This window comes from Oleiphilus sp. HI0043 (assembly GCF_001634935.1).
In genome coordinates this window covers 1-18,917 of record NZ_LWEY01001522.1, presented here as the reverse complement: position 1 = coordinate 18,917, position 18,917 = coordinate 1, and the positions used below count along the sequence as shown (strand labels likewise).

Annotated in this window: 17 protein-coding genes and 2 pseudogenes; 14 read left to right on the top strand and 5 right to left on the bottom strand. The window is 44.2% G+C overall.

The features are described 5' to 3' along the window. Window positions 1-107 precede the first annotated feature (107 nt). Window positions 108-980, top strand: coding sequence for a motility protein A (locus A3729_RS22185; protein ID WP_068634285.1), 873 nt, complete (start codon window positions 108-110; stop codon window positions 978-980). A gap of 27 nt (window positions 981-1,007) precedes the next feature. Continuing rightward, window positions 1,008-1,811, top strand: a complete 804-nt coding sequence (locus tag A3729_RS22180; protein ID WP_068508878.1) for an OmpA family protein — start codon at window positions 1,008-1,010, stop codon at window positions 1,809-1,811. 231 nt (window positions 1,812-2,042) lie between these two features. On the opposite strand, the gene A3729_RS22175 is transcribed toward A3729_RS22180, so the two are convergent. Continuing rightward, entirely contained in the window at window positions 2,043-3,350 is a 1,308-nt protein-coding gene (locus A3729_RS22175; RefSeq protein ID WP_082865343.1) for a methyl-accepting chemotaxis protein, read from the bottom strand. 198 nt (window positions 3,351-3,548) lie between these two features. Continuing rightward, entirely contained in the window at window positions 3,549-4,412 is an 864-nt protein-coding gene (locus tag A3729_RS22170; protein ID WP_068508875.1) for a LysR family transcriptional regulator, read from the bottom strand. Window positions 4,413-4,522: 110 nt separating this feature from the next. Between A3729_RS22170 and maoP the strand changes: the two genes are divergently transcribed. The 9 genes and pseudogenes from maoP to A3729_RS22130 all read left to right on the top strand — a co-directional run bounded on the left by maoP (window position 4,523) and on the right by A3729_RS22130 (window position 13,084). Further along, entirely contained in the window at window positions 4,523-4,879 is a 357-nt protein-coding gene (gene maoP, locus A3729_RS22165; RefSeq protein WP_068508873.1) for a DUF413 domain-containing protein, read from the top strand. Window positions 4,880-4,943: 64 nt separating this feature from the next. Continuing rightward, window positions 4,944-5,123 (top strand): hypothetical protein, encoded by a 180-nt coding sequence (locus A3729_RS22160; protein WP_068508871.1) that lies wholly within the window; start codon window positions 4,944-4,946, stop codon window positions 5,121-5,123. After that, window positions 5,074-5,601: pseudogene (locus tag A3729_RS33345) on the top strand (ATP-dependent zinc protease); the annotation flags it as partial. The gene A3729_RS22160 and the pseudogene A3729_RS33345, both read left to right, overlap by 50 nt. Before the next feature lie 18 nt (window positions 5,602-5,619). Further along, a complete protein-coding gene (gene rimK / locus A3729_RS22155) occupies window positions 5,620-6,597 on the top strand; it encodes a 30S ribosomal protein S6--L-glutamate ligase (RefSeq protein ID WP_197470084.1) in 978 nt (325 codons plus the stop codon). Between the two features lie 46 nt (window positions 6,598-6,643). Beyond that, window positions 6,644-8,551, top strand: a complete 1,908-nt coding sequence (gene speA / locus A3729_RS22150) for a biosynthetic arginine decarboxylase (RefSeq protein ID WP_068634295.1) — start codon at window positions 6,644-6,646, stop codon at window positions 8,549-8,551. 75 nt (window positions 8,552-8,626) lie between these two features. Next, complete coding sequence (locus A3729_RS22145; protein WP_068509216.1) at window positions 8,627-9,835, top strand: saccharopine dehydrogenase family protein; 1,209 nt, start codon at window positions 8,627-8,629, stop codon at window positions 9,833-9,835. Window positions 9,836-9,875: 40 nt separating this feature from the next. Next, a complete protein-coding gene (gene nspC, locus A3729_RS22140; RefSeq protein ID WP_068509218.1) occupies window positions 9,876-11,060 on the top strand; it encodes a carboxynorspermidine decarboxylase in 1,185 nt (394 codons plus the stop codon). 12 nt (window positions 11,061-11,072) lie between these two features. Next, the gene (gene speB / locus A3729_RS22135; protein WP_068509222.1) at window positions 11,073-11,978 is read left to right on the top strand and encodes an agmatinase; all 906 of its coding nucleotides are present in this window, start codon (window positions 11,073-11,075) and stop codon (window positions 11,976-11,978) included. 149 nt (window positions 11,979-12,127) lie between these two features. After that, on the top strand, window positions 12,128-13,084 hold the full coding sequence (locus A3729_RS22130; RefSeq protein WP_082865344.1) for an alpha/beta fold hydrolase: 957 nt from the start codon (window positions 12,128-12,130) through the stop codon (window positions 13,082-13,084). Window positions 13,085-13,220: 136 nt separating this feature from the next. Here A3729_RS22130 and A3729_RS22125 read toward each other — a convergent pair whose 3' ends face one another. Together A3729_RS22125 and A3729_RS22120 are read right to left on the bottom strand one after the other, a co-directional pair. Next, complete coding sequence (locus tag A3729_RS22125; protein ID WP_068509224.1) at window positions 13,221-13,565, bottom strand: hypothetical protein; 345 nt, start codon at window positions 13,563-13,565, stop codon at window positions 13,221-13,223. 167 nt (window positions 13,566-13,732) lie between these two features. After that, window positions 13,733-14,032, bottom strand: a complete 300-nt coding sequence (locus A3729_RS22120) for a DUF2782 domain-containing protein (RefSeq protein ID WP_068509226.1) — start codon at window positions 14,030-14,032, stop codon at window positions 13,733-13,735. A gap of 152 nt (window positions 14,033-14,184) precedes the next feature. On the opposite strand from A3729_RS22120, the gene polA reads away from it, so the two are divergent. The 3 genes from polA to A3729_RS22105 all read left to right on the top strand — a co-directional run bounded on the left by polA (window position 14,185) and on the right by A3729_RS22105 (window position 18,725). After that, window positions 14,185-16,920, top strand: a complete 2,736-nt coding sequence (gene polA / locus A3729_RS22115; RefSeq protein WP_068509228.1) for a DNA polymerase I — start codon at window positions 14,185-14,187, stop codon at window positions 16,918-16,920. Then, window positions 16,920-17,861 (top strand): acyl-CoA dehydrogenase family protein, encoded by a 942-nt coding sequence (locus tag A3729_RS22110; RefSeq protein WP_068509230.1) that lies wholly within the window; start codon window positions 16,920-16,922, stop codon window positions 17,859-17,861. Before polA ends, A3729_RS22110 begins: the two co-directional genes overlap by 1 nt. 249 nt (window positions 17,862-18,110) lie before the next feature. Then, window positions 18,111-18,725, top strand: a complete 615-nt coding sequence (locus A3729_RS22105) for a hypothetical protein (protein ID WP_068634284.1) — start codon at window positions 18,111-18,113, stop codon at window positions 18,723-18,725. Here A3729_RS22105 and A3729_RS33340 read toward each other — a convergent pair. Then, window positions 18,722-18,917 (bottom strand): annotated as a pseudogene (locus A3729_RS33340) (IS3 family transposase); the annotation flags it as partial. The gene A3729_RS22105 and the pseudogene A3729_RS33340 overlap by 4 nt on opposite strands.

Below are 18,917 nucleotides of genomic sequence, written 5' to 3'. Positions count from 1 at the left end.
AGTTTTCTAGGCTTTGCTTATCGCTTCAGGTTTTGTTTTTTCCAAAATCACCATTAGGCGCAGTTTATGCATATTCCATTAGAAATATTTATTGATGGAATAATCTCATGTCTTTTAAAGCTCTTTCCCGGCAGAAGCTAACGGGCCGCACTCTTGTTTTATTACTGTTGGCTGCCTTTGTTCTGGTGCTGGCCTTATCAAGCCTTGAACCTTTAAAGTTTTTGAACCTTCCAGGTTTGTTGCTTGTGGTTTTGGGAACTTTTACCGGGGCTGTCTTGAGTCACTCATTTGACGATTGCCTTGCCGCATTTCGACAAGCTTTTCCAAGAAATAAAGCCGAGCACTCTGACGTGGCAAACGAAGCCAATATCATTCTTCATTTTGCTCAGCTTTGGTTTAGAAACCAATACACCCTGATCGACCGGGATTTATCAAAACTGGATAAACCTTTTTTGAAAAAGGGGCTGCAGATGATCAGGGATCGCCAGCCAAGCGACGATATTCTTTCACTTCTCAATTGGCAGATTAGCCAGGTAAATTTAAATGAAGGGCGCTATATAGGCATCTTCCGCACCCTGGCGAATCTTGCACCGACTTTTGGTATTGCCGGTACCGTGCTGGCCTTGCTCAATATGGCTTTTATCTTGGAGCAGGGCAGAGCCGTTTCTGAGGCGGCAAGCCTTATGGGTTTTGCCTTGGTTAGTACCTTTTATGGTTTAATCCTGGCGAGCTTTGTATTCAAACCGATTGCTGAAAGGCTGGAGCAGCGTCGATTAAAAGAGGTTCAGCATATTACCTTGCTTGCAGAAGGTATTGTTCTGATTCACGAGCGTCGGACGCCTGCGGTGATTCGCGAGACCTTGATGACTTACATCGAAAGCATGAACGCATTATCAGCTAATCAGCAAACCACTAAAAAGCCAAAGCGAGCTTCGAAGAAGCCAATGTTAGTGAAATTTGGGCTTCAGCGCTCTGCTTAATAAACTTCTACTGCTTGAGAAACGTAAATGAGTAGTGCATTAAATCGCTCAGATAATTATTCAGACTTACGCCATAGGCGTCCTGCTGATAATTTCAAGGCCATGTTATCTAAAGTCGATGGCTTCGCAGAGAAGGCTCAGAAGAAGGACGCAAGCTCTTGGTCTGAAAAACTTCGACTTGCTAAGTTTCAATCAAGTGAAGGTGTGTCTGAGCAAGGCTCGAACTCTTCCATATTTGTTGATTTATTCCTGCTCATGCTAGCGCTGGGCTTATTGCTGTATTTAACGTTTCGCTCAGTGCAGGCACCTGTTTTGGCGCCTGTTGAGAAGCCTGCTGATTTGTCTGTGTTCACTGATGAACTGATGGATTTGACCGGTATTGGCCAAGAGGGTGGCGAACTTGATGCTTCAGTACTCGCCACGCTTATCAATACAGGAAACTTAAAACAGCATGTTCAAATAGAAGATTCTGAACCCTACCTAAGCTTGCAACTTAGTTCTCGTGTTCTTTTTAATGCAGGGTCTTATGACTTGGCTCGTTCAGGGGCGTCTATTTTGGATAGCTTGCTACCAGAGCTTCGAAAGCAAGCAAAGCCAATTGTTATTGAGGTTCACACAAATGGCTATGCATCCTTGTATGGCGAAATCACCTCCGAGCAGGAACTAAGCGAAAGACGCGCGGAAACCTTAATGGACTTCTTTATTTCTGAGGGAGTCGCAGAAGCTCGTATCAGTGCTAAAGGCTATGGTGACTCTAGACCAGCCAGAAAAGAAGACTCGGCTCAGGCGCAAGAGCTGAATCGCAGGGTGCTTTTGAAGCTAGAGAAATAGTGCTTTAGCTAAGCTTTGAATTTGCAGTTGTGCAAAAAAATAGATGAAGCTTAGCGTCGCTAAATTTGTTGCTATGATTAATACGCCACTTTTTTTGCTTTTGAAAGCAGACCTAAACCTAGCATTGCCGGCGAGATCTAAAGCAAGCATTTCGAAGCGCCACAAGCCTCATATTGGCGGGCTGTTTTTCACCTTCTGAAACAGAGGTAATATTGCAAGGTCTAAGAAATTCTAACGGTGCTGGATAAATTCATTAAGAATATCCAATACGCTATCTGATAAGCCAATAAGCTCTTCAACTGCACCCTGCAGAGATAATGGTTCAGCGCCTGCTCGTGCGACCTTATAGATTTCTATGCCCTTAGCGTGTACTTTCGGATGAACATCTTCATAAAGCTCTTTGAAGCGACTCTTGGAACTTAGCTGCTGTCCTTTATCAGACATTAGGTATTTCCCAAGGCGACATTGGGTATGATCTTTTAGCTCACTCTCTTGTACGCTGTTTTGTCCAAATAATGCAAAACGGATAACCTTATCTACCCACACAATATGGTCACTCTTGGCCATGCGAAGCAGTACATCATCGTTGCTTACATCAAAGTAGCTCAAACACTCTACTTGCAGGTCACGTAGATATTCGACATTTTTATACATATCTTTGAAAATGGTGAATGATTCATTAATGCCATCAGCGGTATTTTGCACACCTCTTGCCATATCTTGTGCTACGGAAGCTTGCTCTGTTGCTGCTGAGGCAATTTGAGCTGTTGCATCAACATTTTCTGTAGCAGCGGTTTGAGCATCAGAAATTGTTTGAACTAACTGTTTTCGGTCTTGATGAGAGTCTTCTAGTACACCAATAGTTTCTCCTACGATGCGTTCTACATCATTAGCTCCATTTACTACACCGCTCACAATAGATTGAATTTCACTCGCTGCTTCAGCACTGCGGTGAGCGAGTCCACGCACTTCATCGGCGACTACGGAAAATCCGCGTCCAAACTCTCCTGCTCGTGCGGCTTCAATAGCAGCGTTTAACGCGAGTAAATTCGTCTGATCAGCGATTTCATTAACAGTAGTCGTCAACTGAATGATACTTTTAGTTTGTTCAACAAAAGTTTCGGCATTACGCCCAACATCTTTGATAGATGATTCAATTGAGTCTAGTTTTTGAACAAGTAAACTAAGGGCGTCACTGCCTCTACCAGCCTCATCGCATGTATGCTGGGCACGCTCAAGTACCTGTTGACCAAGTGACTCTATTTCTTGCGCGGTAGCAGACATTTCTTCGATAGCGCTCGCTAGTTGAATCGATTCGGATACAACCTCATCTAACCGGCTGTTTAGCTGTAAACCTTCACGTCCAAACCTTGATACCACTTTTGCCGAATCAACTGTCTTGTCGGCGATTTTAAGAAGATCGGCGTCAGACTCGTTTTTTACGAACGGTAACAGCCATGCTGGGGCATTTGTTTCTGTCACTTCTCCGCTAGCAAGCTTTGAAAGCCAAAGAGTTACAGTAGATTCTTTTAAAAACATCAAGTATCCGCAGAATTAGAAAGGTATGGGTTATTATTTATAAAGCATCCATTAAATGAATATTAGACTGTAATTAAAATTATCGCCATACAAGGTCGCTTATTCTTATGGCGCTCGGTAATGTCTGCTTACGAGCTTTCTACGCCCCTCGTACTGGTTAATTAATTTAAAGGTGAATTTTTCCATTGGGTGCTCAGATCACACAAACGCTGGCTTTAGATCTTCTTCTTTTAGCAAATCAACTACGGATGAAACGATATCTTGTTTTTGCGACGCATCACTATGAACAGCATAAACTTCCCTTACAAATGACTCGGCACCGTGAATAGGGAATAACTGCTTAGATTGAACAAACTGTTCAACGAGTACCTTTGGTAATAAAGCTACCCCACCGTATGTCATTAGAAATTCCAAGGCTATATGAGTTTGTCCTGTATGTAGAATCGGTGTGTGTGGTTGATTGAAGAGGCGAGCTTGAAGGACATTTACAGATGTTCCCCAGTCAACAAAAATATGTTTAGTTTTGGCAAGCTCTTCAGTTGCAGCCCAGTTTTGGTCAGATACAAACATTAACTCGACCTTGCCAATTTTAGTGAGAACTAATTCCGTAACACTTGGCGGGTCTAGTAAAACAGCTATATCGATACGTCCACCTAACAAGGCCCTCGTCAAATCTTGAGGACTGCTAATTTCAGTCCGAATGTTTAAACCGTCAAAGGTATCGACCACTTTTGGTAAAAGTGACTGTAGAAAAGTGTCCCAGAGGTTTGAGGTGCTGCCCAAAGCGATCTGCATATCCAGCTGGCCAGCCGCACCTACATCCTGTAGTGCTGACTGCCACGATGTGAGTACATTTTCAGCATGGGGTAATAAACGTTCGCCCGAGGGGGTTAATAGTATGTTATTACGCTCGCGCGTAAACAAACTCATTCCAACACTTTCTTCCAGCTGCTTAATTCGAAAGCTTACAGCAGATTGGGTTAAGCAAAGATTTTCTGCTGCTTTCCCGAAGTGTCGAGTCTTGGAAACTTCCATAAAAGTGCGCAGAAGATCTGTATTCATATCGATTAAAAATATTTATCGTAATTAGAAAAAAAGTTCATTTTACAGCATAAATCGATTGAAAGCATAATCGCGCGAAATAAGATGGTTAGATTATATTAGGCAAAAATATGGCTAATAAACAAGCATTCCACACAACGGGTAAATTTTGGGCTATAGAGCATTTTCCAAAAGGAATAGCAAGAAGCGGCCACTTTACTAAAGAACAAGCACAATTACTCGAAGATTATGGTAAGTCATACAAGGCTCTCTATGGCGGAGAGCTAAAGCCTAGGTGTGATGAAGAGAAAGAGTTTGTATCCGTTTTTATGGGGAAAAAAGAGGCCTCTAGCATTCATGAAAGAGCGTGGAAACGCTTCTTAGAAGTAAGCAATCAAAGGCAGCGCTTACACATTTCTATGGGCGCCCAGCCTTCTTCATCAGTAGATTTTTCATCTTATGATGATGACAGCAACTTAAGCGATTAGGCCTTCTCAATAAGGGGATCTAATTTACTAATCGATAATTTTTATTTATCAGGAAATTATGAACATGAATATGAATAAGTTCATCGCTGTTCTGGCCTTGGTCATACCTATGTTGATTCCGAACTTTTCTCTCGCAGAAGAACCTCAAACTAAAGAAGAGCAATGCGCTCAATACGGCTCCTATCAAGATAGTGATGGTATTTGGCAAACATGCGACCCTGAGGAAACTGAATCCACTGATTAGTGATTCCGTTCCCTCACCAGTAACGCTATACGTCTTTTATATTCAACCTATTCGCACACCGGAGTCACCTATGTCACCAAGCGATAACAAAGTAGTCATTGGTAGCGAGGAGTGGTGCGCATTTCCCGAGCTAGGAATCCCGGCCATAAAAGCGCGTGTGGATTCGGGGGCAAAAACATCGTCTATTCATGCTTTCAACATTCAGCAATTTCGTAGAGATGGGGCTGCATGGGTGAGTTTTGAAGTGCACCCGCTTCAGAATAATCGCCGTACAGTTATCAGGTGTGAGCGCCCGATCATAGACAAGCGAGTTGTTAAAAGCTCTAGTGGCGTCTCAGAAACCCGTTTTGTTGTGCAAGCGCCACTAAAAATTGGTGAAATGATTTGGGAAGTAGAGTTAACGCTTGCTAATAGAGACTCCATGGGTTTCAGAATGCTTCTTGGGAGAGAAGCTATGGTAGGCCGGATGCTTGTTGACCCTGAACAAGAAGACTTGATGGGTGCAATTTCACAAGAAACAATCGATGGATATTATGGAAAAAAGGAACCTGAAAAGAGTGGTCTTAAGATCGCCCTGCTCGCAAGCAATGAAGAGCTGTATAGCAACCAGAGATTACTGGAGGCTGGCGAAGAGCGAGGCCATGAAATGGTTTTCCTCAATGTTAAGCAATGCTATATGAAACTGGATGCACTGGAACCTGAAGCGCATTATCGCGGAGGAACGATACTTAATGATTTGGATGCTGTCATTACAAGAATAAGACCTAGCGTGACATTTTACGGAACCGCATTAGCTCGCCAATTTGAAAGCATGGGGATCTATACAACGAACTCCTCAGCTGCAATTTCACAGTCCAGAGACAAACTGTTCTCTTTGCAACTCATGCTCAAGAGTGGCATCAATATTCCAACGACTGGTTTTGCTAACTCACCAATAGACACAAATGACCTCATTGAAATGGTGGGCGGCGCACCCTTGATCGTGAAACTTCTTGAAGGCACACAGGGGCGAGGTGTCGTTCTGGCCGAAACAAAAAAAGCAGCAGAAAGTGTTATCAACGCCTTCAAGTCTTTGAGGGCTAACTTGCTTGTGCAAAAATTTATTAAAGAGGCAAATGGCAAAGATTTACGATGTTTTGTTATTGATGGAAAAGTTGTTGCTTCAATAGAGCGCTCAGCAGCCCCTGGTGAGTTCAGAGCGAATATCCATCAAGGCGGGTCGGCGTCAATCGTAAAAATAACCAAAGAAGAAAGAGCATTAGCAGTGAAGGCTGCTAAAGTATTAGGTCTTCAGGTTGCTGGCGTTGATATTATACGGTCTGATTCCGGTCCGTTATTGCTTGAGGTGAATTCTTCCCCAGGTCTTGAAGGCATTGAGACAGCGACACGTAAAGATATCGCTGGCATGGTTATATCTTCGATAGAGAAGAAGCTTAAGTGGAAGAGACAGCTACCAACTATTGAAAGCGAGTAAGTCGACTTCTTCGCATCAAACGATAACAACGATTCAGGAGCTAGTATTGGATCAGCAACAAGATAAACCGAGTAAAATTAAGCAGAACATCGACCGGTACGGTATAGATCACTGGGGTAATGACTACTTCGGAGTTTCTGATGAAGGCTGTGTCACGGCGAAAACCTTGAATGTCTCTATTCCTTTGATGAACATTGTAGAAGGAATGATCGATCGGGACCTTCAGATGCCGGTTTTGTTGCGAGTCGAAAATATTCTAGATGCTCAAATTAAGCGCCTAAATGATGCCTTTGCTGAGGCGATAGAAAAGTTAAACTATCAATCACCTTATCGGGGTGTTTATCCGATCAAGGTAAATCAACAAGCGCAGGTTGTTGAAGAGATTGCCAGTTTTGGTGCTCGTTTCAAGCATGGCCTTGAAGTCGGCAGTAAACCTGAAATGATTGCTGCGCTATCGACACTTGAAGAGCCGGGCAGTTTGATTATCTGTAACGGCTATAAAGATGAAGAGTTTATTGAGCTTGGTTTACAAGCAACCAAACTGGGCTTCCTATGCTTTTTTGTGATTGAAACCTTAACCGAGCTGCCCATTATTATAAGATTGAGCCGCCAAATGAACATTCAACCCCACATTGGTGTGCGGGTGAAAATGACCTCTCAAGTCAGTGGGCATTGGAATTCAACGAGCGGTGATCGCAGTGTGTTTGGTCTAACTAGCACACAACTTATCGATGTGGTTGATAAGCTAAAGCAAGAGAACATGCTGCACTGCCTCGAATTATTGCACTGCCACTTAGGTTCACAAATCCCCAGCATTCATGATATTCGAAGTGGTGTCGTAGAAGCCTGCCGCTATTTTACTGACCTAATGAGTGAGGGTGCAGAATTAACCCATATAGATTTGGGTGGTGGCTTAGCGGTTGATTATACCGGCGCACAAAGCAATGACGATAAAAGTCGTAACTACACGCTTGAAGAATATTGTGAAGATATTGTCGATACTCTCAAGCAAACCTTGGACGACCATAATATTCCTCACCCAACGATTGTCACGGAATCTGGGCGAGCAACTGTCGCTTACTCTTCAATTCTGCTGTTCAATATTCTAGATACCAATATTTTTGAACCAATCAGTCTGCCCGAACCATCGCCTGAGGAGCATCAACTACTCACAAAGATTCGTGAGATAAAAGACTACCTATCGCCACGGCGAGTACAGGAGTGTTATAACGATGCGCATTTTTATCGTGATGAAGTGCGTGCTTTATTCAAGCGTGGGCAGCTCTCATTAAGAGAGCGATCAATCGCAGAAAACTTATTTCTCGATGTTCTTCATTGTATCGCAGACCTGTTAGATACAATGGATAAAACGCCACCAGACCTGGAAGACCTTAAGCTATCGTTGGCAGATATCTACTATGGAAACTTTAGCCTATTTCAATCGCTGCCAGACATATGGGCGATTGATCAACTGTTTCCGATTATGCCAATTCACAGGCTGCATGAGACGCCAACACGTCAGGCAGTGCTGGCGGATATAACCTGTGACTGCGATGGAAAAATTGATAAATTTATCAACGAATTCGGCACAGCAAAAACACTCCCATTACACCCGATTAAAGAAGGTGAAGAGTATTACTTGGGGGTGTTTCTGGTCGGCGCTTATCAGGAAACCTTAGGTGATCTGCATAACTTGTTTGGCGATACTAATGTCGTCAGCGTGCGTCTGAACGCTGATGGCAGCTTTGATTTCGTTAAAGAAATTCATGGAGACACCATATCTGACGTACTCAGCTATGTAGAGTATCAACCTAAAAATATGATGCTCAACTACCGAAATACGGCTGAGAGAGCGGTAAAAGAAGGACGAATTACAGCACGAGAGCGTCAGCAGATGATCAAAACCTTTAACTCGAGTATGCAAGGTTACACCTACTACGAGAGAGAACATTGAGCCGTAATAGCGCTTAGCTAAGGCTATATTATTGAATAAGATTATTGTAACAACTGAAAGAACAGGACTATGACTATGGCAAAAGTATTGATTATCGGCGCTGGTGGCGTCGGTCAAGTCGTTGCGCAAAAATGCGCTCAATTACCCGATATTTTTACCGAGATTACGCTTGCTAGCCGGACAGAATCTAAGTGCAAAGCAATCGCCAAGCAGATACAAGAAAACTATCAGCGGACAATCGAAACGGCTCAGGTTGACGCCGATAAGGTTCCTGAATTAGTCGCGCTCTTAGAGAAAGTTAAACCGTTTATGGTCATTAATGTTGCCTTGCCTTATCAGGATCTGACGATCATGGATGCCTGCTTGGAAGCGGGTGTTCACTACCTTGATACGGCGAATTACGAACCATTAGATACGGCAAAATTCGAGTATAAATGGCAGTGGGAATATCAAGAACGTTTTGAGAAAGCAGGCTTGATGGCATTGCTGGGCTCAGGGTTTGACCCAGGTGCAACCAACATGTTTACTGCCTATATTGCCAAACACTATTTCGATGAGATCCACTATCTTGACATTATCGATGTAAACGGTGGTGATCACGGCTACCCCTTCGCGACAAACTTCAACCCTGAAATCAACATTAGAGAAGTCACCGCAGAGTGCCGCCATTGGGAAGATGGTGAGTTTGTAGCGACGCCTGCCATGTCGACACAGCAGAGCTTCACCTGCCCAGATGGCGTAGGCACCTACAATATTTTCCGAATGTATCATGAAGAGCTTGAGTCCTTAACCAAGCACTACCCTTCAATTAAGCGTGCGCAATTTTGGATGAGTTTTGGCGATAGCTATCTCAAACACCTAGAGGTCTTAGGGAATGTTGGGATGACAGGAATTGAGCCGATTGAATTCCAAGGCCAGGAAATTGTACCTATCCAGTTTCTGAAAGCCTTGCTACCAGACCCGTCTACTCTAGGCCCTCGCACTAAGGGTAAAACCTGCATCGGTTGTGTGGTCCGTGGCCTTAAAGATGGCAAAGAGAAAACAGTTTATTTGTACAACGTCAAAGATCATCAAGACTGCTACCAAGAGGTTCAATCTCAAGCGATCTCGTATACCACAGGAGTTCCAGCGATGATTGGTGCGAAAATGATGATCGAAGGCCATTGGATGAAGCCCGGTGTCTGGAATATGGAGCAGCTTGATCCAGACGCCTTTATGAGTGATATGAATGCCTATGGCTTATCGTGGAAAGTCATTGAAAACCCAGGGTTTGATTTGATCTAATGCTTAGTTCTATTTGCTTAGACGTTGGTAGGAAATAGGCATGGTTAAAGCAAAAACCTTTGAAGCGTTCGACCCAGCACGGGTGCCTTCTCCTTGCTTTGTCGTGGATGAAGTCGCAATAGAAAAGAACCTTAAAATACTGAACGAGGTACAGGAAAAGTCGGGCGCCAAAATATTATTGGCGCTTAAGGCTTTCTCTATGTTTAGCCTCGCGCCGCTTATCAACAAATACCTGGTAGGCACTTGTGCCAGTGGTTTGCACGAGGCACGTTTAGGCTATGAAGAGTTCGGTGGCAAAGACTTGGGTCAAGAGGTTCATACCTTTTCAGCCGCCTACACTGAGCATGACTTAGAAGAGATTATGGCAATCTCGAAACACGTCGTGTTCAACTCGTTCGGTCAGTGGGAGCGATTTAAAGAGAATGCCAAACGAGCCAAACAGGCTCGGCCTGACTTAGAGTTCGGTTTAAGGATCAACCCTTTGCACTCCGAGGGCACAACACCGATCTACGACCCTTGTGCGCCAGGCTCACGTCTGGGGATTCCAAGATCGGCGTTTAAAGATTGTAGCCTGGATGGTATAAGCGGTTTACACTTTCATACCTTATGCGAACAAGGTTTTGACGCGCTTGATAGAACACTTGCCGAAATTGAAAAACAATTTGCTGACATTCTACCTCGGCTTGAATGGGTGAATTTTGGTGGCGGACATCATATTACCCATCCAGACTACGACGTTGGCGCTTTGATCGAACGCATCAAACTATTTCAAGATCGCTACCAACTGCAAGTTTATTTAGAGCCAGGTGAAGCCATTGCAATTCACACAGGAGTATTAGTATCAGAGGTACTAGACCTTACCTACAATACTGTTGATCTTGCGATTCTGGACACCTCTGCCACCTGTCATATGCCTGATACAATTGAAATGCCTTATCGAGCTGATATTTTTGGTGCCGGAGCAAGTGATGAATTTACTTATAACTATCGTTTAGGCGGGCAGACTTGTTTAGCGGGTGACGTCATGGGCGATTACAGTTTTCAAGAGCCCTTAAGCATTGGCCAAAGACTGATGTTTGACGACATGACACATTACACCATGGTCAAAACCAATACCTTTAATGGCATTGGTTTACCGGCTATCGCGATCTGGAATTCAGAAACTGATACGCTTCGAATAGTCAAAGAGTTCGGCTATGACGACTTCAAAAACCGTTTATCATAAGGGGCATAGAGCATGGATTTAGACACAAACGAATTTGACCAACTCGCAGCGCCTGGCTATCCCATTTTTTTAGGTTCAGAGTTTAAACACCCTAAACCTGAAGACGCCTTTTTTCATATTTTGCCCATACCCTATGAGGAGTCTGTTTCTTACGGCGGCGGCACAGGCTTAGGTCCAGCGGCTATTTTAGAAGCTTCCTGGCAGCTTGAAACTTGGGACGGTACAAGTAATCCTAGTACGAAAGGTATTTATACTCACCCTCCTGTCGACATGGCAGGAAGTGCAGAGCAAGTCATTGCAAACATCGCACTTGCCACAACAAATATAATTGAGCGCGGTGGTTTCCCTATTGGCTTAGGCGGCGAACATACGGTGACCTATGGCATTATTAAAGGGCTTCTGGATGCTGGCATAGATGACTTTGGTGTGGTGCAAATCGATGCCCATGCCGACTTGCGCGAAGCGTACGAAGGCAACCCGTATAGCCACGCCTCCGTAATGAAACGCATCGTTGATTTGGGTGTCCCTTTATTTCAGCTGGGTATTCGCGCGTACTGCGAAGAAGAAATGCGGACTCGCAAAGCACACGGTGTACGTCATATCGATGCGGACATTTTAGTGCCCCAAAATATCCAAAAAATAGATTTGCCTGATAACTTCCCGAGCAAAGTGTTCTTTACGCTAGACATTGATGGCATGGACCCTTCCGTATTTCCCTCAACAGGCACGCCCGTGCCAGGTGGGCTTGGCTGGTATCAAACATTGTCCTTATTTGAGTCAGTCGCAAAACAATGCGAAATCATCGGTTTCGATATTACCGAGTTCGCACCAATCAAAGGCTTTCATGCTTACGAATTTTCGGCAGCACTCCTGACATATAAAATGATGGGCATTATTGAAAGGCTTCAATCTAGGTAATTTACCCACCGGTAAGATTCATTTCTCATTATTGTGGCTCTCTTTAAGTCTGAATTGGCATTACTCTAACTGACCAAATAAATGTCCATCTCACAGAGTGTTTGTTCTTTGTGGGTAAGGTTATATGAGTTCCTTAAGATAGGTTGATTATGAGAATTAGAAAAAAAGCCGCGCTAACTGTTTTGGGTCTGCTGATATGTGTTGTCAGTGTAAGCTTCTTGTATGTAAAGCGCCTTGCTAAAGGTGACCTGCCAAAGTGGGACCCTGAAGGCTATTTAACAGTCGATGCCAATGGCATGAAATTCTCGGTAAATGTTCGTGGCGATAAGGTAAATACGCCGGTTATATTACTTCATGGCTTTCCTGAGTCTGCGGTTATGTGGGATAAGCTTATGGATGAGCTTGCGACCAAAGATTACTACGCTATTGCCCCCAACCAGCGTGGCTATAGTTCAGACGCTAGACCTGGCGAGCTTAAGTCGTATGAATTAGATTACCTGGTTTCTGATGTGTTACAGATTGCTGATAATCTAGGGATAAAGAAATTTCACTTAGTGGGCCATGATTGGGGTGCTGGTGTGGGTTGGAAGCTCGCGGCTGACTATCCCGATCGTGTGATCAGTTATGTGGCTATTTCAGTGCCTCATATTGATTCTTTCGGAAAGGCCTACAGAGAAGATCCGGATCAATACGAATCAAGTGACTATATTCGCTTCTTTCAGAAAAAGACCATACCCGAATATGTCTTAGCTCAAAATGATTATGAAAAATTGCGAGCTGTTTGGACTAGTCATGAGGATGCAGAAACTGAACACTACTTAAATATCCTCAAACAAGAGCATGCACTAACGAGCGCTTTAAACTGGTATCGCGCAAACTTTCCAGCATTTGATGTCGGTTTAAACATTGGACAAGTTGATGTACCAACGACTTTTATATGGGGTAATCAGGATGTAGCGTTAAAGCGCTCGGGGGTTGTGGGTACGCGTGACTTGGTTAGTGCTGAGTATGAGGTTATTGAGATGGAAGCGGGCCACTGGGTTATTCAAGAAAAATACGAAGAGTTATCTCGCCATATTCTTGGCCATCTTGCAAAGCAGCGTTGAAATTTGCTGCCTGGATTTTGAGGCAAAAAAATACCCACCAAGTTTAATTAGATTAGTATCTGATAAACAGGGCGGGTGAAACTTCGCTGCTAAAGGGGTTGGTATAGCAGCGTTGTTTTTAAAACTCTAGAGTAAGCTAAGCTGTTTCAGCTTCTTTCTTTGGTGCTGCTTTTTTAGCTGGTGCTTTTTTAGCTGCTGCTTTTTTAGCTGGTGCCTTCTTTGCTGGAGCTGCTTCTTCTTTCTCGATTTTAGAGATGATGTCTGAAGCGTAGTCAGCAACGATCTTGTTTACTTCACGTGCTTTGCTATAAGCGATGTCAGAAACTTCGTCGTGCTTAGCTTTTACAGTGTCTAGCTTGTATAGCTTTTCGATGTACTCGAAAGATGCAGCTGCAAGTGCTTTGTGCTGCTCTTCAACAGTAGCGATTGCTTTTTCAACGATGTCTTGAACTTGCTCTTGGTAAGATTTGATAGTGCCCATGATAGTATCCTTTTCTCTGTAAGTATCTCAGCGCTGTGGATTTAATTTCCACAAATTCTTAATTCACCACCAACGATACGCTGATAAATTAGAATATTCATACTAAGCAAAGGTATTAACGCAAATAAATTGTTGGGCTTGGCAAGGAGGACGTTAAGAGGGAAGTGCTACCACTCGAACAATACCCAGCTAGGCACAAGGACTTGTGAGCGATCTTCGCGGATCCAGGCATTGCCATCCTGAGGCACTAAATAATAAGTAGGGCCAATCTTTGGAACGACTTTAATTTCTTTTAGAACGCCATTCACACGATATTCGTAAAAAGTTTTGTTATCCTCATTGCGAATAACGATCTCAGGCTCAGCAGGCTGAATAGATTCCTCTGCATGTGCGGATGTTATAGCGAACATGCTGGCTTGAGTTGCGAGTAGAGTTACTAATAAAGTTGGGCGTAATATCTTTCGCATATGAACTCCTGTATGAGCGTTGACGAATAAAAATATCTGTTCTGTATTGTCGTTTTTTCTTACTATACCACTGTGCCAGTGATTACTCACCGGACTTTTAATTTCAAAACCCAGCTCTTACCAGCATCTAAACAATTATAGATACGCAATTTATGACAACAAATACCGAGCAATCTCAAACACTTCCTACCGTTTTGGTGGATGGATCATCTTATTTATTCCGGGCTTTTCATGGTTTACCTCCTTTAGTTAATTCTAAAGGCCAGCCAACCGGAGCAATTAAAGGTGTGATCAGCATGCTTAGAAGGCTGGAAACCGACTATCCAGGCTCTAAAGTAATTGTGGTTTTTGACGCTAAAGGTAAGAACTTTCGTCATGAAATTTACCCTGACTATAAAGCGAATCGTCCACCGATGCCTGATGATTTACGTTCTCAGATCGCGCCGATTCACGAGATCATTGAAGCAATGGGTTTGCCTTTACTCATCATTCCTGATGTCGAAGCGGATGATGTGATTGGTGCCTTGGCGCATCAGGCAACGCAAAAGAAGATCGATGTGGTGATCTCAACTGGCGATAAGGATATGGCTCAGTTAGTGACAGAGCATGTGACGCTGATCAATACCATGACCGATACCAAAATGGATATTCAAGGCGTCGAAGATAAGTTCGGCGTTCGCCCTGATCAGATCATTGACTACTTAGCTTTGGTTGGCGATTCGGTTGATAATATTCCCGGCGTGCCGAAGTGTGGCCCGAAGACGGCGGTAAAGTGGTTAACGGCTTATGGTAGCATGCAGGGTGTTATTGATAGTGCCGATGAGGTGAAAGGTAAAGTTGGCGAGAACCTGCGTGATAGCTTATCGTTTCTACCGATGTCTTATGAGTTGGCAACGATCAAAACTGAAATAGATTTGCCGGAAGCGCTAGAGGATATCAGCCACAAAGAAACTGACCACCGACGATTGTTAGCACTATTTAGCGAGTATGAATTCCGGTCTTGGGTCACTGCCCAAGAAAGAGCCTTGAACAGTGCGGGAGATGATGCGGAACAAGCAGAAGAGCCGGTAGTTGAGCATAATTGCGACTACCAGACTATTCTTGACAAAGATGCGTTTGCGCTTTGGTTTAACAAACTTAAGTCGGCGGACTTATTTGCTTTTGATACCGAGACCACCAGCCTCAACTATATGGAAGCCGAGGTGGTAGGTGTTTCCTTCGCCTGTAATGCAGAGGAAGCAGCTTATGTGCCTTTTTGTCATGATTACTTGGATGCGCCCGAGCAGTTAGATAAAGATTGGGTACTTGATCAACTAAAGCCACTTCTGGAGAGTAGTGAGCAGCTTAAAGTTGGCCAAAACCTGAAATACGATAAAAGTGTATTGGCCAATCATGGTATTGAGCTTCAAGGTATTGCGCACGATACGATGATTGAATCTTATGTGCTGAACTCCACGGGAAGTCGTCACGACATGGATACTCTGGCCGAGAAGTACTTGGGCAGAAAAACCATCCACTTTGAAGATATCGCCGGGAAGGGAGCCAAACAGCTTACCTTCAACCAAATAGCTCTAGAGCAAGCCGGGCCTTATGCCGCAGAAGATGCCGAGATTACTTTGGCGCTTCACCATGCAATCTATCCGCAATTAGAAAAGATTGAAGGGCTGGCGAAGGTTTATCATGAAATAGATAAGCCTCTGTTGTCGATTCTGTCAAAAATAGAACGCACAGGTGCGGTGGTTGACGCTCATATTCTAGGGCAGCAGAGTCAGGAATTAGCCGAACGAATTGTTGAGCTAGAGCGTGAAGCTTATGACTTGGCGGGTGAAGAGTTCAACTTAAGTTCACCAAAACAGTTGCAAGCGATATTCTTTGAGAAACTAGGGTTGCCGATCATCAAGAAGACGCCCAAGGGTCAACCTTCAACCGCCGAGCCGGTCTTACAGGAATTAGCACTTGACTACCCGCTGCCTAAGTTAATTCTTGAGCACCGTAGTCTGGCAAAACTCAAGTCGACTTATACCGATAAACTTCCGCAGTTGATTAATCCGGGAACAGGGAGAATTCATACTTCTTATCATCAGGCTGTCACCGCGACAGGGCGTTTATCTTCTAGTGATCCGAACTTGCAGAATATTCCGATTCGAAGCACCGAAGGTCGAAAGATTCGTCAGGCTTTTGTTGCACCCGACGGTTATAAGCTTATCGCAGCCGACTATTCGCAAATAGAACTGAGAATTATGGCGCACTTGTCTCAAGATAAGGGCTTGTTGGAGGCATTTGCTCAAGGAGAAGACGTACACCGTGCGACTGCTGCAGAAGTCTTCGATGTTTCTGTTGAAGAGGTGAGTGCTGATCAGCGCCGCAAAGCCAAAGCCATTAACTTTGGTTTGATTTACGGTATGTCGGCATTTGGTTTGGCGAAGCAAATCAATGTATCTCGAAAAGAAGCAGCGCAATATATTGATCGTTATTTCGAACGTTACCCAGGTGTACTTGAGTACATGGATAGAATCCGGGCTCAAGCACATGATGATGGTTATGTCGAAACCGTTTTTGGTCGTCGTTTATATCTTCCTGAGATAAATGCTCGAAATAAAATGCTTCAGCAAGCAGCAGAGCGGACGGCGATTAATGCACCAATGCAAGGTACGGCGGCAGATATTATCAAAAAGGCGATGATAAAGGTCGATGCCGCACTTGAAGGTGCTGGTCTTGACGCAAAAATGATTATGCAGGTGCATGATGAATTGGTGGTTGAAGTCGCTGAGGGCCAGGTTGAAGGTGTCAAAGCTTTACTGATTGAAAATATGATGTCTGCCGCAGATCTTGATGTTCCGCTTATTGTTGAGGCTGAAGTAGGTGACAATTGGGATCAGGCGCATTAATGAGTGACTCCCAACGCATACTTGAATCGTTGCTTAAGAACGATACAAAGCTTTGGCAGGCGATGCCGATGTCAGAATGGTTTGCTCATTTCAAACAAGCTACAGGCAGCTTTTCCAACTCGATTGATCGGGCGATACTAGCAGGCAGAATGAGTGCCAGTGTCGGTTTTGCTTTTGCAGGTGCATACCAGTCTGCTATCGAAGCGCTTTTTGGTTTGGAGGAAGCCCTACTGGCTTCGGTGTGTGTGACGGAAGCAGGAGGAAATCACCCTCGTGCTATTAATGCCCGGCTTTATACAGAAAAGGCGCAGCTCTATCTCTCAGGAGAGAAGTCTTTCGTTTCGGGAGCCGAAGATGCCGGCATGATTTACGTTGCTTGCCGAGATGAGCGTAGAGGAGATGGCCTTGATTTGTCGGGCCGCCCTCTGATTAAAGTTATCGCCTTAAATACGCAGCTTGAAGGAATTGCGATTCAGGAGATGCCGTCTCTCGGTTTTGTGCCTGAAATCAGCCACGGAAAAGTCATTCTTGACCGAGTCGCTATCAAGGAAAGTTATATCTTGCAGGGGGATGGCTACCTTCAATATGTAAAGGCCTTTCGCACTTATGAAGACTTGCATGTGTGTGCCGCGATTGCCGCTAACCGTATGGCCGAAGCCATTGCTTCAGATTGGGGGCAAGGCGCAATTGAAAAACATATCGCGCTAATACTGTCACTGCGAGAAGTGAATGCCATGCAACTAGATTCTTCTGCGGCACATATTGCCTTGTCTGCTTGTCGCTCACAGCTGAATGAACTAATCGCTGCAACGAATACTTTGTTCGAACAGAGTAATCCTCAAAAATACCAAAATTGGCAGCGTGATAGCCGCCTTTTGAAAGTGGCGGGTAAGGCCCTTGAAACGAGAACTCGAAAAGCTTGGGAAGATATCCTGAGCTAAAAATATTTTATGTGCCTTTCATGAGCTTCCTTTATCAGTAGATTATTGAAATAAAAGAACTTGTATCAATAACTTGAATCTGCCCTCAAAAATTATTTTCTCCTAAGTCTAAAAAATACCCACTTTGAACGTTTTGTGAGCTGGCGCACACAAAAATCTTTACTATCTTAAAAGGTCTGAATAATAAAAATTAACGCTATTTTCCGGGCGGAAGGTAGCGTCAATAGCTCATAGAAATGAGGAAACATCATGCGCCTTTCCGATCTGAATAAACTCTTACTAACGCTTTGTTGCTTAAGTTTAGCCGCTTGTAATGGGGGCAGTAGTGGAGGGGGATCTGGGGGCAGTGATGAGCCGGAGGCGGTTAGTCTGACAGGCGGTGGTATTAAAGGGCCTCTAGTTAATGCAATTGTTACTGTCTATACGGTTGATACCACAGCAGAAGACTTTAAAGGTGCAATAGTAGGTGAACCGGGCTCAACTAATGAACAAGCACAGATTATTGACCTGGTGCTGCCAACACCAATTGAGCCTCCTTATATTCTGGAGTTTACATCAGACGAAAATACGACTGATATTCTAACGGGGCAGGCACCCGTTATTTCCGAAATGCGAACCGTTATTACCCAAGCACTTCTTGATAATGGCGAGCAAATCTATGGCACACCTCTTACAACCATGGCGGTTGACTTGGCGATTCGTAATGCCGATGTCGATACCGGCCCTTGGGCTGACCGTGATGGCGATGAAATTACTGACCCGGGTTTAGGTGACGGCACTGCAACACCGGCTGAACTAGTGAGCGCGCTTCCAATAGCCGCGGCTCACGGCGTTTTTCAAGGTAGTTGTCGCCTGAGCATTTAAGCTGCTTGTTTTTCCTTCTCCGGGTTCAACTTAACGTCACCCACTTTCTCCCAGTTCCGCGTAGCTTTTGACCACCTTATTTGGTTCTTTCTTTTCATCTTGCGATAAAGCTCATCCCTCTTCGATAATATTTCTTCATCCAGACCTAAGTGCCTTTGCTCTGGGGTAACAAAGTTAATTCGACTATGCCGG